The sequence below is a fragment of the Mesorhizobium sp. M0001 genome (assembly GCF_040324255.1).
GTDB lineage: Bacteria > Pseudomonadota > Alphaproteobacteria > Rhizobiales > Rhizobiaceae > Mesorhizobium.
This window is the reverse complement of sequence record NZ_JAMYVS010000001.1, coordinates 290,293-306,146: the sequence shown is the minus strand read 5'-3', so window position 1 is coordinate 306,146 and position 15,854 is coordinate 290,293. Positions and strand designations below refer to the sequence as shown.

At 63.2% G+C, this 15,854-nt stretch carries 9 protein-coding genes; 1 reads left to right on the top strand and 8 read right to left on the bottom strand.

Annotated elements, in window-relative coordinates; genetic code table 11:
• Nucleotides 1–2 precede the first annotated feature (2 nt).
• Nucleotides 3–1,541, bottom strand: coding sequence for a trimethylamine methyltransferase family protein (locus tag NKK50_RS01400; protein ID WP_023815599.1), 1,539 nt, complete (start codon nt 1,539–1,541; stop codon nt 3–5).
• Nucleotides 1,542–1,758: 217 nt separating this feature from the next.
• On the opposite strand from NKK50_RS01400, the gene NKK50_RS01395 reads away from it, so the two are divergent.
• Nucleotides 1,759–2,349 carry a transglycosylase SLT domain-containing protein gene (locus tag NKK50_RS01395; protein ID WP_023682203.1) on the top strand — a complete coding sequence of 197 codons (591 nt, stop codon included), beginning with the start codon at nt 1,759–1,761 and terminating at the stop codon, nt 2,347–2,349.
• A gap of 56 nt (nt 2,350–2,405) precedes the next feature.
• On the opposite strand, the gene NKK50_RS01390 is transcribed toward NKK50_RS01395, so the two are convergent.
• The 7 genes from NKK50_RS01390 to NKK50_RS01360 form a co-directional block, all read right to left on the bottom strand.
• Nucleotides 2,406–2,843, bottom strand: a complete 438-nt coding sequence (locus NKK50_RS01390) for a TA system VapC family ribonuclease toxin (protein ID WP_023682204.1) — start codon at nt 2,841–2,843, stop codon at nt 2,406–2,408.
• Nucleotides 2,840–3,067 (bottom strand): hypothetical protein, encoded by a 228-nt coding sequence (locus NKK50_RS01385; protein ID WP_023668191.1) that lies wholly within the window; start codon nt 3,065–3,067, stop codon nt 2,840–2,842. The genes NKK50_RS01390 and NKK50_RS01385 overlap by 4 nt, the downstream gene beginning before the upstream one ends.
• A 143-nt stretch (nt 3,068–3,210) precedes the next feature.
• On the bottom strand, nt 3,211–5,427 hold the full coding sequence (locus NKK50_RS01380) for a dipeptide ABC transporter ATP-binding protein (RefSeq protein WP_023804942.1): 2,217 nt from the start codon (nt 5,425–5,427) through the stop codon (nt 3,211–3,213).
• A 42-nt stretch (nt 5,428–5,469) separates the two neighbouring features.
• Nucleotides 5,470–6,627, bottom strand: a complete 1,158-nt coding sequence (locus tag NKK50_RS01375) for an ABC transporter permease (protein WP_023690814.1) — start codon at nt 6,625–6,627, stop codon at nt 5,470–5,472.
• A gap of 13 nt (nt 6,628–6,640) precedes the next feature.
• Nucleotides 6,641–7,675 (bottom strand): ABC transporter permease, encoded by a 1,035-nt coding sequence (locus tag NKK50_RS01370; RefSeq protein ID WP_023668188.1) that lies wholly within the window; start codon nt 7,673–7,675, stop codon nt 6,641–6,643.
• Nucleotides 7,676–7,898: 223 nt separating this feature from the next.
• Entirely contained in the window at nt 7,899–9,551 is a 1,653-nt protein-coding gene (locus NKK50_RS01365; protein ID WP_023668187.1) for an ABC transporter substrate-binding protein, read from the bottom strand.
• A 253-nt stretch (nt 9,552–9,804) separates the two neighbouring features.
• Nucleotides 9,805–15,852, bottom strand: coding sequence for a translocation/assembly module TamB domain-containing protein (locus NKK50_RS01360; RefSeq protein WP_023833930.1), 6,048 nt, complete (start codon nt 15,850–15,852; stop codon nt 9,805–9,807).
• Nucleotides 15,853–15,854 lie beyond the last annotated feature (2 nt).

The following is a 15,854-nucleotide window of genomic DNA, read 5'->3' as shown; positions in this document are numbered from 1 at the left end:
AGTCACGGCTCGCCCTGCCCGATCGCTTCCTTGCGCCTGGCCATGTATGCCTCCAGCGCCTCGCGCACGGCGATGTCCATCACCGGCTCGACATAGTCTTCCAGCGCCTTCTTCCACAGCCGGGTCGCGCGCGCCGTGGTGTCGAGGCCGCCGGCTTCCTGCCAGGCCTCGTAATTCTGCCAGTTGGACAGCATCGGCTGGTAGAAGGCGGTGGCATAGCGTTCCAGCGTGTGCGGTTCGCCGAAGAAATGGCCGCCGGTCGGCACCGCGCCCAGCGCCTCGACAGCAAGCTCCGCCTCGTCGACGACGATCGGGCGCAGGAATTCCATCATGTGCTGGATCATCTCGACATCGATGATGAGCTTTTCGAACGATGCCGTCAGCCCGCCTTCCTGCCAGCCGGCGGCATGATAGACGAGGTTGCCGTGGCCAAGCACAGCGCCCCACAGCGCCATCAGCGTCTCGTAGGCGCCTTGCGCGTCCGCCGCATTCGATGCCGACCCCGGTGTCGTGCGGTAGGGCAGATTGTAGCGCCGCGCCAATTGCCCCGAGGCGATGTTGGCCTTGGTGTTCTCCGGCGTTCCGAAGGCCGGCGCGCCCGACTTCATGTCGACGTTGGAGGTGAAGGCGCCGTACATCACCGGCGCGCCGGGGCGCACCAGTTGCGTCAGCACCACGCCGAACAGTGCTTCGGCATTCTGTTGCGCCAGGGCGCCGGCGAGCGTCACCGGGCTCATCGCGCCCATCAGCGTGAACGGCGTCACCGCCACCGACTGGCCGAACTCAGCCATGGTCATCAGCCCTTCGGCCATCATCTCGTCGAAACGCCGCGGCGAGTTGACCGAGATGATGGTGGCAATGCCGGGATCATCGCGCATCTCGTCCAGCGTCAGCCCGCGCGCGATTGCCATCATCTCGATGCCGTCCAGCGCCCGGCCTCGTCCGATCGCCGAGACATGGAAAGATTTGTCGGTCAGCGTCAGATTGTTGAAATAGGTATCCATGTGCCTGGTGTTCGCCGGCAGTTCCACCGGCGCGCAGACCTGGTTGCCGAGCATGTGGATGCAGTTGAAATGCTGAGCCAGCCGGGTCAGATCGGCATAGTCGTGCAAGTTTCCAGCGCGCCGGCCGCGCTCCATGTCGTGCACATTGGGCGGCCCGGCGACGAGGGTGAAATTGATCGTGTTGCCGCCGAGATGAATGGTGTTGGCGGGGTTGCGCGGCGTCAGCCGATAGCTGGACTGCGTGGTCTTCAGCGCCTCGGCGACAAGGCCCCGGTCGATGCGGACATTCGCGGTCGCATGGTCGACTTTTGCGCCCGCCTTCTCGAACAGCGCCAGCGCCCGCTGAGACATCACCTCGATGCCGAAATTTTCCAGAATATGCATCGACGCCTGGTGGATCGTTTCGACCTGGTCGACTGAGAGCATCGCCATCGGCGGATAGGGATTGGTCACCCGCCGCAGTGGAAGTTGCGGGATGGCGGCGGGCCCCCGGTTGCTGGTTCGCTCCGCGCCGCGCTTTCGTCTTGGTTCATTCATGCCTGGCATCAGAGCGCCGGCATCCGGATATCGCTGTCAGAAATCCGCCCTTCGCGGGCGTGATTTTAGCCAAGGCGGCATTTTTGAATTCGTATGGAGACAGAGGCGACGCAAAAGGTCGGAATAATGATACAGGTCCCACTCAGCGGAGCCGGGCCGGCAAGCCGTTAAGAAACGCCGCAAGATTCCCTTTATGATTTCAGCCTATCCGTCTTCCATGCGTAGTTCGAATTTGAGTAAAATTGTAGCGGTTGGCGTGCTGCTGGCTTTGCCGGCCTGCGCGACGCCGCCCAACCATATCAACAATGTCTGCGCCGTCTTCGACCAGAACGACGGCTGGTTCGACAACTGGCAGTCGGCCGCCGAGCGCGCCTCGCAGAAATACGGCGTCCCTGTCCCCGTGCTGATGGCGACGGTGCGCAAGGAATCCGGTTTCAAGAGCAATGCCAGGCCGCCGCGTACCAAACTGCTCGGCTTCATTCCGTGGAAACATGTCTCGTCGGCCACCGGTTTCTCGCAGGCGCTCGACGGCACCTGGTCGCAATATCAGAGCGAAACCGGCAGCTGGGCGGCGCGGCGGACCAAGTTTGCCGATGCCGTCGATTTCGTCGGCTGGTATCATTCCAAGACATCAGACACGTTCGGCGTCGCCCGCAACGACACCTACAATCTCTATCTCGCCTACTATCTCGGCTGGACCGCCTACGGCCGCGGCAACCGTGGCGATGCCGGCGTGCAGGGCTATGCCAGGGCGACCGAAAAGATGGCCCGCGACTATGCCGAACAGCTGCAGCAATGCGGCAGCTGACGTTGCCAAGCGGTCTTGCAGCCACGCAGTTTGCGATCGAAGCAGAACTCAGCCATTCATTCGCTTGGGATCAGGTGGAGGATCGACCTCCCTCCCTTTACCGCTGCCGTCGACAGCTTTCGGTCAAACGTCGCCAATTGGCCGTCACGCGCCTTGGCGAGTCCCAACAAATAGCTATCCGTTACCTGTGCCGGGGTGAGGATCCTGGCTGCATCGATGTCGTTGGAACCGACAAGGCTGATCTCGTCAGGCCAGAACTGATGTCCTGAAAGGGCATGCAGCTTGCCGACAATCTGCGCCACCACGGCGGGCGAACCCGGAGAATTGGGGTATTTCGGGTTGCTTACAATCCTGATGACGCCATTCTCGGTAATGGGACATGTTGCCCATGATAAATGCCCGGTGGATTGAAACCACCGATGGGCATCTTCATGCGCGACGTGAGCCGGATCGATCAACGCAATCAAGACATTGACGTCGAGCAGGAAGGTCACGGCAATTCGTCGCGAAGCGCATTGACCATTTCGAGATCGACCATCGGGCCGTCGGGCCGCGATGCAAGCAAGGGGATGCCGTTGCGTTCACCGCCGGTCGGTGGCCTGCGCAGTGAGCGGCGAGCCAGATCGGAAATGACATCGCCAACGCTGCGATCCTGCTGTCGCGCCATGGCCTTGGCCGCAAGTAGGACATCGTCATCGATTGCAAGTGTGGTTCTCACAATATGCTCCCTATCGCGCATCAAACATCACGCATCACATAAAGCAATGGACAGCAATATTCAAGCGAACGTAGCCTGTCGTTCCTTGAGCTATGGCGACGCTGCGGCAATGCGCCAACGAGCGGCATTGCCTCTATGGCTGGTCAGCTCGGCTTCTTGCCATGCGGGCGCTTCGGCGGTTCGCCGGCGAAACCGGGGCCGATCCCATCCGGTGCGTCTTCCGGCACGCCCTCATGCGCTGCGTGTTCCCTGTCGAACTTGATCACCGGCTCCATCGTCGCCAGCACATCGTCCGACAGCCAGCACAGGCTCATATGGCCATCGCCGAGATGCTTCACCGGCGGCACCTTGGTCTCGCACAGATTGTCCGGCACCAGCCTCTTGTAGCCGCAGCGCGTCTGGAACGGGCAGCCGCTCGGCGGGTTCATCGCCGACGGGATGTCGCCTTCGAGCACGATGTGCCGTTTGACCACGCTGGTGTCGGCGATCGGGATCGCCGACAGAAGCGCCTCGGTGTAGGGGTGGTAGGGCGGCGCGAAGATCTGGTCGGTCGTACCCTGCTCGACGATGTAGCCGAGATACATGACGACGACCCGGTCGGCGATGTAGCGCACGACGGACAGATCGTGACTGATGAACAGCATCGTCGTCTTGTTCTTGCGCTGGATGTCCATCAGGAGCTCGGTCACCGCCGCCTGCACCGAGACGTCGAGTGCCGACACCGGCTCGTCGGCCACCACCACCTTGGCATCGCCGGCAAAGGCGCGCGCCACGCCGATGCGCTGCTTCTGGCCGCCTGAGAGCTGACGCGGCTTGCGCGTCTCGAAGGCCCGCGGCAGCTTCACCAGGTCGAGCAGCTCCAGCATGCGCTTGCGCCGCTCGGCGACATTGTTGCCGACTTTGAATTTTTCCAGCGTGCGGATGATCTGCGAGCCGACGGAGTGGCTGGGATTGAGCGTATCGAACGGGTTCTGGAACACCATCTGGATCGACGACACCGTTTCGACGCTGCGCTTCTCGATGCCGGTCGACTGGATCTCCTTGTTGCCCAGCGTCACTGTGCCGGCACTTGCCGTCTCCAGCCCCAGCAGGACCTTGGCCAGTGTCGACTTTCCACAGCCGGACTCGCCGACGATGGCGACGGTCTCGGATTCGCGCGCCATGAACGAGATCGTCTCATTGGCCTTGACGACGCGGCCTTCGCTGGAGCCGAACACTTCGCTGCCGCCGACCTTGTAGTATTTTCTCAAATCCTCGATCTTGAGCACCGGGGCGCCGGGCACGACCTTCTCATTGACCTTCTTGGCGCCGGGAGGCAGCGCTTCCCAGTCGATCTCGTTGAAGCGCACGCAGCGCGAGAAATGCCCTTCGTGACCGGCGACCTCGATCATCGGGATTTCGGCGGCGTTGCAGACGCCCTCGACGAAATGGTGGCAGCGCGGCCCGAAATTGCAGCCCTTGGGCCGCTCATGCGGCAGCGGCAACTGGCCGGGGATAGAGATCAGCGGCCGCGAATTCTTGTCGGCGCCCGGCAGCGGAATCGAGCGGAACAGCCCTTGCGTATAGGGGTGACGCATCCGGTCGAACACGTCCTTGATCTTGCCGGTCTCGACCGCTTCGCCCGAATACATCACCGTGATGCGGTCGCAGGTCTCGAGGATGAGGCCCAGATTGTGCGACACGAAGATCATCGACGTGCCGAACTTCTCGCCCAGCCCCTTGACCAGTTCGACGATGCCGGCCTCCACCGTCACGTCGAGCGCCGTCGTCGGTTCGTCGAGCAGAAGCAGCGCCGGCTTCGACAGCAGCGCCATGGCAATGACGATGCGCTGCTGCTGGCCGCCGGACAGCTGGTGCGGATAGGAACGCATCATGCGTTCGGGATCGGGCAATCTCACCGAGCGCACCATTTCGAGCGCCCTTTTGTAAGCCTCTTCCTTCGACACCTTGTCGTGGATCAGCGGCACTTCCATCAATTGCTGGCCGACCTTCATCGCCGGATTGAGGCTCGCCATCGGCTCCTGGTAGATCATGGCGATCTTGTTGCCGCGGATGGAGCGCAACTCCTCGTCGGACAGCTCGCCCATGTCCTTGCCCTGGAACTTGATCTTGCCGCCGACAATCTTTCCGATGTTGGAGAGGTCGCGCATGATGCCGAGCGACACGGTCGACTTGCCGCAGCCGGACTCGCCGACGATGCCCATGGCTTCGCCCGGCATCACCGTGCAGGAAAAGTCCATGACGGCGGGGATCTCGCCCTTGCGGGTGAAGAAGGAGATCGACAGGTTCTCGATCTCGATGATCGGCGCAGCGCTTGGCCCAAGGGTCGGCTTGCCGGGATTTCGAACTGCCTCATTCATGGGTCGCTCCAATCCTATTTTCATGCTCGCGGGACCCGCAGATCAGTCTTTCATCGATTGTTCGCGCAGCGAGTCGGCAAGCAGGTTCAAGCCCAGCACGAACGACATCAGCGCGATTGTCGGCGGCAGCGCCGGGTGGATGAACGAGCGCAGCAGGCGGCTGGCGTCCTTGATCGCGGTGCCCCAATCCGGGCTCTCCGGCGCCAGGCCCAGCCCGAAATAGCCGAGCGTGCCGAGCAGGATCGTGGTGTAGCCGATGCGCAGGCAGGCATCGACGATCAGCGGTCCGCGCGCATTGGGCAGGATCTCCCACAGCATGATGTACCAAGGCGATTCACCGCGCGTCTGCGCCGCCGCCACATAGTCGCGCGTCTTGATGTCCATCACCAGGCCGCGCACGATGCGGAACACGCCGGGGCTGGAGGCGAACACCACCGCCACGAAGATGTTGAGCTGGTTGGGATCGATGTGGATGATCTTGAACGGATCGGCGTCGAACACCAGGCCGGCATAGACCCAGCCGCCGATGATCAGCGTCAGCCCGAGCAATATATAGAGGCGGTCCGGCCGGTTCTTGTAGCGGGTCCAGAACAGCACCGAAAAGAAGATGATCGGGAACAGGAAGAACAGCCCGGCCATGGCGTAGGGGATCGGCGTATCCATGATGCCCGGCGTCACCAGCAGGTAAAACAGCAGGATCACCGGGAAGGCCAGCACCAGATTGGCTAGGAACGACAGCACGGTGTCGATCCGGCCGCCATAGTAACCGGCGGGCAGACCGAGCGTGATGCCGACCATCAGCGCGAAACCGGTCGCCGCCGGCGCGATGATCAGCACGATCTGGCTGCCATAGACCATGCGCGAAAAGACGTCGCGGGCGAGCTTGTCGCCGCCGAAATAGTAGATGAGTTTCGATACCGGCTCGAGCGCGCCCGGCAGCGCATCCTTCATGATCGGGACCTGGGCGAGCGGATCGAAGGGCGCGACGGTCGACGCGAAGATTGCCGTGAACAGCCAGAACAGGCAGATGCCGACACCGACTATGCCGACGCCGCTATCGAACAACTGGCCGTAGAGGCCGAGCCTTTTCTTGTAGGTGAAGCTCACCCCCATCACCAGGGCAAGCCCTAACCAGACCGGCCAGAAACGCCCAATCACGCCGAGCACGACATTGAAGGCACCGATATATTCGACCTGCATCTGCCCCAGCCCCCTATTGAACTCTGATACGCGGATTGAGGAACGCGTAGCCGACATCCGAGATGAGCTGCGTGATCAGCACGATGAACACCGACACCAGTGAACAGCCAAGCAGCAGATCGATGTCGTTGTTGCCGGCGGCCTCGACCAGCGTGTAGCCAAAGCCCTGGTAGCGGAACATCACCTCGACGATGACGACGCCGGTAAGCAGCCAGGGAAATTGCAGCATGATGACGGTGAAGGGCGCGATCAGCGCATTGCGCAGCGCGTGCTTGACGACGACGCTGCCGAAGGAAAGCCCTTTCAGCCGGGCGGTGCGGATATATTGCTGCGTCATCACCTCGACCATCGAGGCGCGTGTCATGCGGGCGATGTAGCCGATGCCGTAGATCGCCAGCGTCATCACCGGCAGGGTGAAATTGTAGAAGGTGATGCCCTGGCTTGCCGAGGCGGCCGAACCGTTCAGCCAGCCGAGCCAGGAGGCGAAGATGACGGTGAAGATGACGCCGGACACATATTCGGGCGTCGCCGTCGACGCGATCGATGCGACGGACAGCGTTCGGTCCGTTCGCGAGCCCTCGCGCATGCCGGCCAGGATGCCGATCAGCAGCGAAATTGGCACCATCACCAACAGCACACAGAGCATCAGGATACCGGTGGCGGCGAGTGCGGGGAAGAGCTTTGACGCAACGGAGGTTTTGAACTTGGTCGAGCAGCCGAAATCACCTTCCAGGATGCCGGAGAATTTCGGCTCCAGCGGATCGTTGCAGAAGGAGAAACGCTGCGTCGGCTTGCCGGTCGCCGGATCGGTCACCGGTTGCTTCGGGACGACGCCCAGCCATTGCCCGTAGCGCACGAAGAAGTTCTGCCGGTAGCCATGGTTGACCAGCCAGCTTTCGAGCTGTTCGGCCGATGTGTGCATTTCGGTCTGGCTGATCGCCAGCTTCTTCAAATTCGGCTCGAGGTTGATCAGGAAGAAGACGATCATCGTCAGGCACAGCATCGTCAATGCCATGGTGCCGAGACGCCGGATTACGAAAGAAAGCATGGCGGTCCCCTGCCGGTCTGGTTGGGGTTGGAGCCAGTTCGAAAAACCAGCTTTGCCGTTGCCGGCAGAGTTGGCCGTCAAATCGGCACTCGGATGCAATCAACCCAGTTTTATTGAACGGTCTTTCAGGAGAGTCCGCAACTTTTTGCTGCGGCGGCTTCCGGTTCTGGGCCATGCGAGGCGTGACGGGAAGGAGCGAAGCGCCCCTTCCCTGACGTTCCAATCACGCCTGGTCGAGCCAGACCTTGCCGTAGTCGCGCTCGAAGGTCGGATGCATCTTGTAATTCTGCACCGCCTTGACCGAGTGGCTGTAGAGCTTGCGCCAGTATGGCTGGATCATGATGCCGGAATCCTGCAGGATCTGCTCGATGTCCTTCATCATCTCCTTGCGCTTGGCCGCATCGGCAACGGCCAATGCTGCATTGAGCTTGGCATCCCATTCGGGGTTGGAATAGGCCGACTCGTTCCACGCCTCGCCGGTGCGGTAGCCGATCGCCAGAACCTGGACGCCGAGCGGGCGCATGTTCCAGTTGGTCATGGACAGCGGATACTTGGTCCAGTCGTTCCAGAACGTCGAGCCCGGCAGCACCGTGCGCTTTACCTTGAGGCCGGCGTCGCGCATCTGCGCGGCGATGGCGTCGCCGGTATTCTTGTGCCAGTCTTCGTCGACCGTGATCAGCTCGTGCTCGAAGTCGGCCTGGCCGGCTTCCGCCATAAGCGCCTTGGCCTTGGCCGGATCGCGAGCGACTTTGGGCAGCTCGTAATATTCCGGGTGGATTTGGCAGACATGGTGGTTTTCAGCCACCGTGCCGGCATTCCCGTAGCCAAGCTGCAGGACGACATTGTTGTCGACCGCCAGTTGCAGCGCGTTACGCACCTTCTGATCGCCGTAAGGCTTGTTGTTGATGTTGGTGCGGCACACGATGGTCGAGGCGGTGACGATTTCGGACTTGACCAGGTCCAGTCCGTCGAGGATCGACACATAGTCGGCCGAGGTCTCGAAATTGGTATGGACTTCGCCGGCCTCGAAGGCACTGACCATGGCTGCCGGATCGGTGCCGTAGTCGACGAATTCGATGCCGTCGAGGAACACCTCGCCGTCCCACCACTTGTTATCCTCGCGGCGCTTGTAGACCACCTTCTGGCCGACATCGTAGGAGACGAGCTCGAACGGGCCGGTACCGATCGGGCAGGCTTTGAAGTCGCCGCCCTTCTCGTCGAAGCTCTTGTGCACGATGAGGCCGGGATAGTCGCACATGTTCGGAATGAGCGCGATGTCGGCCTTGCCGAGCTTCAGCTTGACGGTGTGGTCGTCAACCTTGGTCACGGCGCTTTCGTCGAGTTTGTCGTCCTTGACCAGCGTGCCGAGACGGCCAGGCATCGAATTGCCCTCGGCCTTCTTGTCGGCCCAGCGCTTGAGATTGAAGATGACGTCATCGGCGGTGAAGGCATCGCCATTCGACCAGGTCACACCCTTGCGCACATGCAGCGTGTACTCGGTGGCGTCGTCGTTGACCTCCCAGCTCTCCAGAAGGTACGGGCGGAACGTGTATTCGCTGGTGTACTTGACCAGCGGCTCAAGCGCCTGGCGCTCGGCATTGGCGATTTCCGACCAATCGGCCTTGCGTGGATCCTTGGGATCCTTGACCCATTGCGCGACTTTCAGGATGCCGCCCTTCTTGCCCTGCACCTCTTCGGCCCTGGCTTGGGTCGGCACGGCTACGCCGAGCATGCCGTAGGCCATCGCAGTCGACGCGCCGAACACGCTGGCCATGGCGAGGAACTCGCGGCGATCGACTTTGCCTGCCTTGGCTTCTTCGGCCATGGCCAGGATGTGATCGGGAACGCGATCGCCATTACTCTTGTAATTTGTCATACCTTAACTCCCATTGTTGGCTTTCCGCCTTTTAACATTCCGCATCCCTGCCGTGATGTCAAAGACGGCATGGCTACGGAACCTGTTAGGGAATGTGCAACTTTGAAAAGGGAGCGGTTCGCGTGATAACGACAGACTTGGCGCAAAAGTGCTAGCGCGCCCAGATTCCGCCGGAATCTGCTTAGGCGAGTAATTGATACATTTTGGGCTGGTTGAGACAGCGCCATTTCCGGCGGCGGTAAGGGCCAGGAACTCAATATTCCTTTTCGTAGAATATGCCGCCCTTGGCCTCACCGCCATCGTTGGCCTCGCCGCGCAGCTTGACGCCGCGTCCGACATTGAGGTCGATCGTCGCCTTGCCCGATCCTGGCCTGTCGCCTTTCTGGATCGTCACATAGGTGCGGTCATTGAGGTACTTGCCCGCCGACACGGCGGTGCCGCCCTGGTCATCGGTGGTCACATCCAGGTCATCGACGCCGATTGCACTGCGCAGGTTTTCGAGCAGCGAGGTCGAGCCGCCGACGCCGGCCAGTTGGCCGGCGGCCTCGGCCAGCTGCGCGATCTGAAGCGGCGACAGGTTCGACATAGAGCGGCCGAAAATCAGCTGCGCCAGCACCTCGTCCTCGGGCAGCGCCGGCACCGAGGAGAAGTCGAATTTCGGATTGGTCGCTTCGCCCGAGACGACGATGGTGACGGTGGCGCTGGTCGTGGTCGATGTCGCGGTCAAGTTGAGGTAGGGCACCAGCGAGCCCGAAAAGCCGACCGTGCCTTCGGTAAAGGTCAGCCGCTTGCCGAGAATCGACAGCCGCCCACGCTGCAAGGTGAAGGTGCCGACCGCCTGCGGCGAAGCCGCCGGGCCGGTCAGCCTTAGCGAACCGCCGAACTCGGCATCGACGCCCCTGCCCTGGATGAAGATCTGGTTCGGCGCATTGACCGTGACGTCGAGGACAAGCCCACTGCCGCCACCACCGCTGGCCGCCGCCGGTCGCAAGGCCTTGTCCTGCGCCCGCACGGAGGCGGGCGCGTTCTTGTGCTTGACACCGAGCGCTGCCAGCGAGCCCGGCAGCTTATCGGGAACGGTGATGACGGTCTTGGCCAGGTTGACGGTGCCCGAAATCACCGGCGCCGAGGTGAGCGGCCCCTTGATGGTCAGGTCGCCGCCGAGATTGGCTGTCACCACCCTGCCGTCGGTATAGCGGCCGTCGACCAGCTTGATCGACAAATCGGCTGGGAAACCTTGCGCCGGATTGATGCCGAGGGTGCCGGAGGCCGACAGGCTGCCGCGTGTCGATAGCGTGCCGGTCAGCCGGTTGATCCGGGCAACGCCGTTGCCGATCGAAATGTCGGCGGCAATGTCATTGACGGCAAGACCGGAACGCGCGTCGACCAGGCGGGCGCCCGACGTGCTGACCGTGCCGCCGATCACCGGCGACGCCGCCGGGCCGCGCATCTGGATATTGACGTTGGCGGTGCCGCTGAGCGACAGCCCTTGCGCCGCAAGCTTGGCGGCCAGGAAGGAAAATGGCACCTTGCCGTTGAAGTCGAGCACCAGCGCTGGTGTGCCGGCCGTCGTCACCGTACCGCCGCCCTTGAGGCCAAGCCCGGCGCCGTCGCTGATGTCGGCGTTGAAGGTGAGCTTCTTGCCGGCGAATGTTCCCGACGAAGAGATATTCATGCCGCCAAGACCGGCGCTGCGCGTCTGCGAGGTCTGCACCCCACCAGCATCGATATCGAAAGCGACAGTCGGATTGCCCGGCGCGCCGGTTACCTTGACTGTTCCCGAAATCGAACCGGCGGCCTGGAGGCCCGGCGAAAAACTGTTGGCCAGCGAAGCCGGCACCTTCGACAGCGCGGCACTGATGTCGAGTGCCTGCCCGACCTTGCCGGTCACCGTCGCCGTGCCGCCACCGAGATTGAGCACCAGCTTGTCCAGCGTCGTGGTGCCGTTGGCGATGCTGACGGTCGAGGCCTGGGCGATGGCCGCCTTGATGCCCTGCACCGTGGCCTGGCCGGAAGCGAGTTCGATGGTGGTGGTGCCGCCAGCCACCTTTACCCTGCCCGCAGCCCTCGCCGGAATGCCCTTGACGGTGGCGCCGCCGGAAAACCCGGTCCAGTCGCCGTCGCGCTTCAAATCGACATCGATGCCGCTGATGGCGGTGCCGCCGGAAATGACGCTGTCGGCGCGAATCTTGCCCGAGATGACCGGCGCGGCGAGATAGTTGGCGACCAGCGCATCGATCGACACCGTCTTCGCCTGCAGGTCGCCGCGCGTGATCGAAGCGGTCGCAGCCTTGACGGCGACGTTCGGGCCATCCGCGGTCTTGGAGAATGCAATAGTGCCGCGCACATCGCCTTCGGCCTTTTCCAGCGCCAGCGCCGCCAGCGGTCCGATATCGGGCAGGTCGAGCGCGATGGTGCCGACCGGCACGAAAGCCTCGTCGAGCGCAAGGTCGCCGGAAATCCTGTTCTTGCCGAGTGACAGCAGCAGGCCGTTGATGGCGCTCTTGCCGTCCGCCGTCGCCAGCACCGCGCTACCTTGCAGCGCCTGTCCAGCGACATTGCCGGTCAGTTGCACATTGGCCGCCGGATTGGCGGCATCGGCCTTGCCGGTGGCGGTCAGCTTCAACCCGGTGATTTCGCGTTCCGCCACCAGCAGCCGGTCGCTGTTGACCGTCAGCGACAGGTCCGGCGCCAGGCTGGGCCCCTGCGCGTTGAGTGCAAAGCTGATCGCGCCTTTGGCATCTTTCGACAACAGTGAGATGTCGGCCAGTGCACCCTTGATATCTGCGCTGAGCTTGTTGTCGGCGAGACTGGCCTGACAGTCCGCGGTCAGTGCGCCCGACGCCAGTCTGACCGGATTGGCGCTGACATTGCCATTGGCATCCCGCTTCAGCGTGGCGCTGAGCTGCGTGCGCTCTGCCAGCACGCCGCGCGCCGCAGCCGGCAATGCCGCGGACAGCACGTCGGCGTTGAGGTTGAGGTCGATTGCTCCATCGGCAAAGCCGACACGGCCATTGAAGGCACTGCCCAGCGCATCGGCCTGCACCGAGCCGCTGTCGATGGTGATCGCGTCCGCCGCCAGGGTGCCGGCGATCTTGGCGGTGATCTTGCCGGCGATCAGCGGCGCGATGGTCGGATTGTCCAGACCGATCTTGTCCGCCGTCACCGTGCCCGAGATCGGACCGGTTCGGCTTTTCATATCAAATGCATCGGAATGCAGCGCAAGCGCAATGCCCTCGACCTTGGCGTCATCCGTCGCCACCGAAGGCAGTACCGCCGAGATGTCGAGCTTGGCTTGCGCAGCCTGCCCGGCCGCCTTCACCGACAGCGCCTGCAATTCGAGCTTGATCGGGCTTTCCGCGCTGCCCAGCGTCAACGGCAGGCTCGGACCGGACGATGTCAGATCGAGCGCGAAATCGCTGGCGCCGTTCGGGTTGACGGTGCCGGCTGCCTTGCCGGAGATTTTTTGGCCCGACAGCGTCGCCTGATCCAGCACGATGCCGCCGGCCGTCGAATAGCTGCCGGCCGCATCGACATCGAGCGGTCCGAGCCCGGCCTGACGGGTCTGGCTGGTCTCGGCGCCGGCCAGTTTTGTATTAAAGCGAATGTCGGGATTTGCTGACGGCCCGGTGATTTGCGCCGTGCCGTCGAGCGTGCCCGCGGCATCGAGGCGGGGCGAAAAGCCATTGGCAAGCGCAGCCGGCAGCGCCGAGAAGGTCGCCGCCAGATCGAGCGTCTGGCCCGCCGTGCCCGACAGCGTCACCGAGCCGCCGCCGAGATCGACTACCAGCCTTTGAATGTTGGTTATGCCATCGGCAATGGTCAGGCTCGACGGCTCGGCGATCGCCACCTTGATGCCGCGCACCGTCGCCTCGCCGGACGCGATCTCGACGCTGGTCGCGCCGCCGGCAATCTTCGCCCGCCCGGCAGCTGTCGCCGGAATGCCTGATATGGTTGCTCCGCCGGTGAAATTCGTCCAGTCGCCGTCACGCTTGAGGTCGACGCCGATGCCGCTGACGACGGTCGTTCCCGAGATCACGCTGTCGGCCTTGATCGTGCCGGAGATCGCAGGGCTGTTGAGATAGTTGGCGATCAGTGCGCTGACGGTGACTGCCTTGGCTGCCACATCACCGCGCGCGATCGACACGCTGGCTGCATTGATGGTGACGGTGGGCGCCTCGCCGTCTTTGGAGAACACCACGGTGCCGCCGATATCGCCGGCCACCGTCTGCCCGGCCAGCGACGCCAGCGGCGCGATGTCGGGGGCGGAGATCGTCAGCGTCCCCAGCGGCAGGAATTTTTCATCGAGCGCGAGGTCGCCCGACACCTTGTTGTCGCCCAGCGCTACGCTGAGCCCCTTGATGGAGCGCTTGCCGTCGCTCGTCACCAGCGCCGCCTTGATGGCGAGCGGCTGTTCGTCGACCGCGCCGGTCAGCGAGACATCTGCGGCCGGGCTCACAATGTCGGCCTTGCCCGATGCGGTCAGCTTGATGTCCTTGACGGTGCGGCCGGAGGCCGTCAGGCTGGCACTGTCGGCCGAAACCGAGAAATCCGGTGCGTTGCGCGCGCCGCTTGCCGTCAGCGCGAAATCGACCCCGCCGGCGATCGGCACGCCGACGAGCGAAGACAGCACCGAGACGTCGCCGAGCTTGCCCTTGATGTCGGCCTGGATATCGCTGCCTTGCGCGCTGGCGGTGCCGCTGGCGCTCAGCGAACCGGAAGTGAGTTCGATCGAGTTGGCGGCGAAAGAGCCCTGCGGATCGCGCGTCGCGGTCGCCGAGAATTTGACCCGTTCGCCAAGCAGCGAACTGATCTGCGGCGGCAGCGCCGTCGACACAGCATCGGCATTCATCTTCAGCGTCATGGCGAGATCGGCCAGCGTCACCTTAGCCGTCAGCCCGGCATTGAGAGCATCGCTGCGCAGCGTGCCTTCGTCGAGCGAAATCTCGTCCCTGCTGATCGAACCGGCAAGAGAGGCCGTCAGCTTGCCGGTGATCAGCGGCGCCAGCGTCGCCACGTCGGTCTTCAGCCCGGCGGCCGCCAGACTTACACTGACCGGGCCGCTGCGGCTCTCGATGTCGAAACCGTCGGAATGGATATTCGCATCCAGATTGTTCACCTGAGAGCCGCCCGCCACCACCGAGACCAGTGAAGCGCTGGCGTCAATCATCGGCGCCTTGCCGTCACCGAAGGCGCGCGCGGTCACATTGTTGATGGCCACCATGATCGGCTGCGCCTGGGTACCGACATTGACCGTGACCGGCTTGGCTTTGGCCACGAGTTCGACCGAAAGGTCGCTGGCGCCCTTGGGCTCGACCATGCCGGCAGCGGTACCATGAACTGCGTCGCTCTCGATCGCAGCGCGCTCGATGTCGACGCCGCCGGCCGCGGTCGCGGTGCCGGCTAGGTCGAAGCTGGTCTTGCCGGCAAACAGCGACTTGAACCGTTCCGGCAGGAAGCCTTCGAACGAACCGTCGCCCTTGGCCTCGATCCGGTTGCCCTTGTCGGTGAGCTGGTGCCGGCCGGTGAGCTGGGTAACGATCTGACCGTCGACCATGAAGGTGCCGATGCCGCTCCAGTTGGCCAGCGGCCCGGTGCCCGAGACGACGATGTTGACCGGCGGCGCGCCGGGTAGCTTGAGCAGGTTGGCGATGATGCCGCCGGCCGGCTCGGAAGCCTTGAGATCGAGGTCGAGCTTGTTTTCATCCGGCGCGAAGTGGATGTTGGCGTCGACATTGCCTTGCTTGCCGTCATGGCGGGTAACGTTGAGCACCGTCTGGATCGCCAGCGGCGACGCATCGACCTTGGCCGATCCCTTGGCCGCAAGTTCGGCAATGCCGCTGCCGGCAAGTTGCTGGCCGAGCGCGATCTCCGGCAAATCGATCGCTCTGATATCAAGCGAAACCGGCAGGCCGGTCGACCCGCTCTTGCTCGGCTCGGTGCTCGCCACAGGCAGCCGTGCCAGTTCTATCCGTTCGGCCGCTATGCGGTCGGCGCTGAAATTCTTCGACAACAGCGCCAGCGGCGACCAGTCGACGGCCACCTTGCGGGCCACCAGCCAGGCGCCCTCGCGGTCTTCCAGCACGACATGGTCGACCGTCAGCGCGCCGGACCAGATACCGTTAATGCCGCTGACCGTGACTTTGCTGTCCCCTGACGAGGCCATGTCAGAGATGATGCCGGCGAGATTTTCGCGGCCGCGCTCGGTTTTGGTCAGCACGACCAACGCGCCGATGCCCGCCGCCGCCACGATCAGCAGCGTGTAGAAAAACAGGCGAAGGATGCGTTTCAAAATCTTCATCG

Coding starts and splice junctions, on each gene's coding strand:
- NKK50_RS01395 (WP_023682203.1), top strand. CDS start 1,759: ATGCGTAGTTCGAATTTGAGTAAAATTGTAGCGGTTGGCGTGCTGCTG.
- NKK50_RS01360 (WP_023833930.1), bottom strand. CDS start 15,852: ATGAAGATTTTGAAACGCATCCTTCGCCTGTTTTTCTACACGCTGCTG.
- NKK50_RS01380 (WP_023804942.1), bottom strand. CDS start 5,427: ATGAATGAGGCAGTTCGAAATCCCGGCAAGCCGACCCTTGGGCCAAGC.
- NKK50_RS01370 (WP_023668188.1), bottom strand. CDS start 7,675: ATGCTTTCTTTCGTAATCCGGCGTCTCGGCACCATGGCATTGACGATG.
- NKK50_RS01375 (WP_023690814.1), bottom strand. CDS start 6,627: ATGCAGGTCGAATATATCGGTGCCTTCAATGTCGTGCTCGGCGTGATT.
- NKK50_RS01365 (WP_023668187.1), bottom strand. CDS start 9,551: ATGACAAATTACAAGAGTAATGGCGATCGCGTTCCCGATCACATCCTG.
- NKK50_RS01400 (WP_023815599.1), bottom strand. CDS start 1,541: ATGAATGAACCAAGACGAAAGCGCGGCGCGGAGCGAACCAGCAACCGG.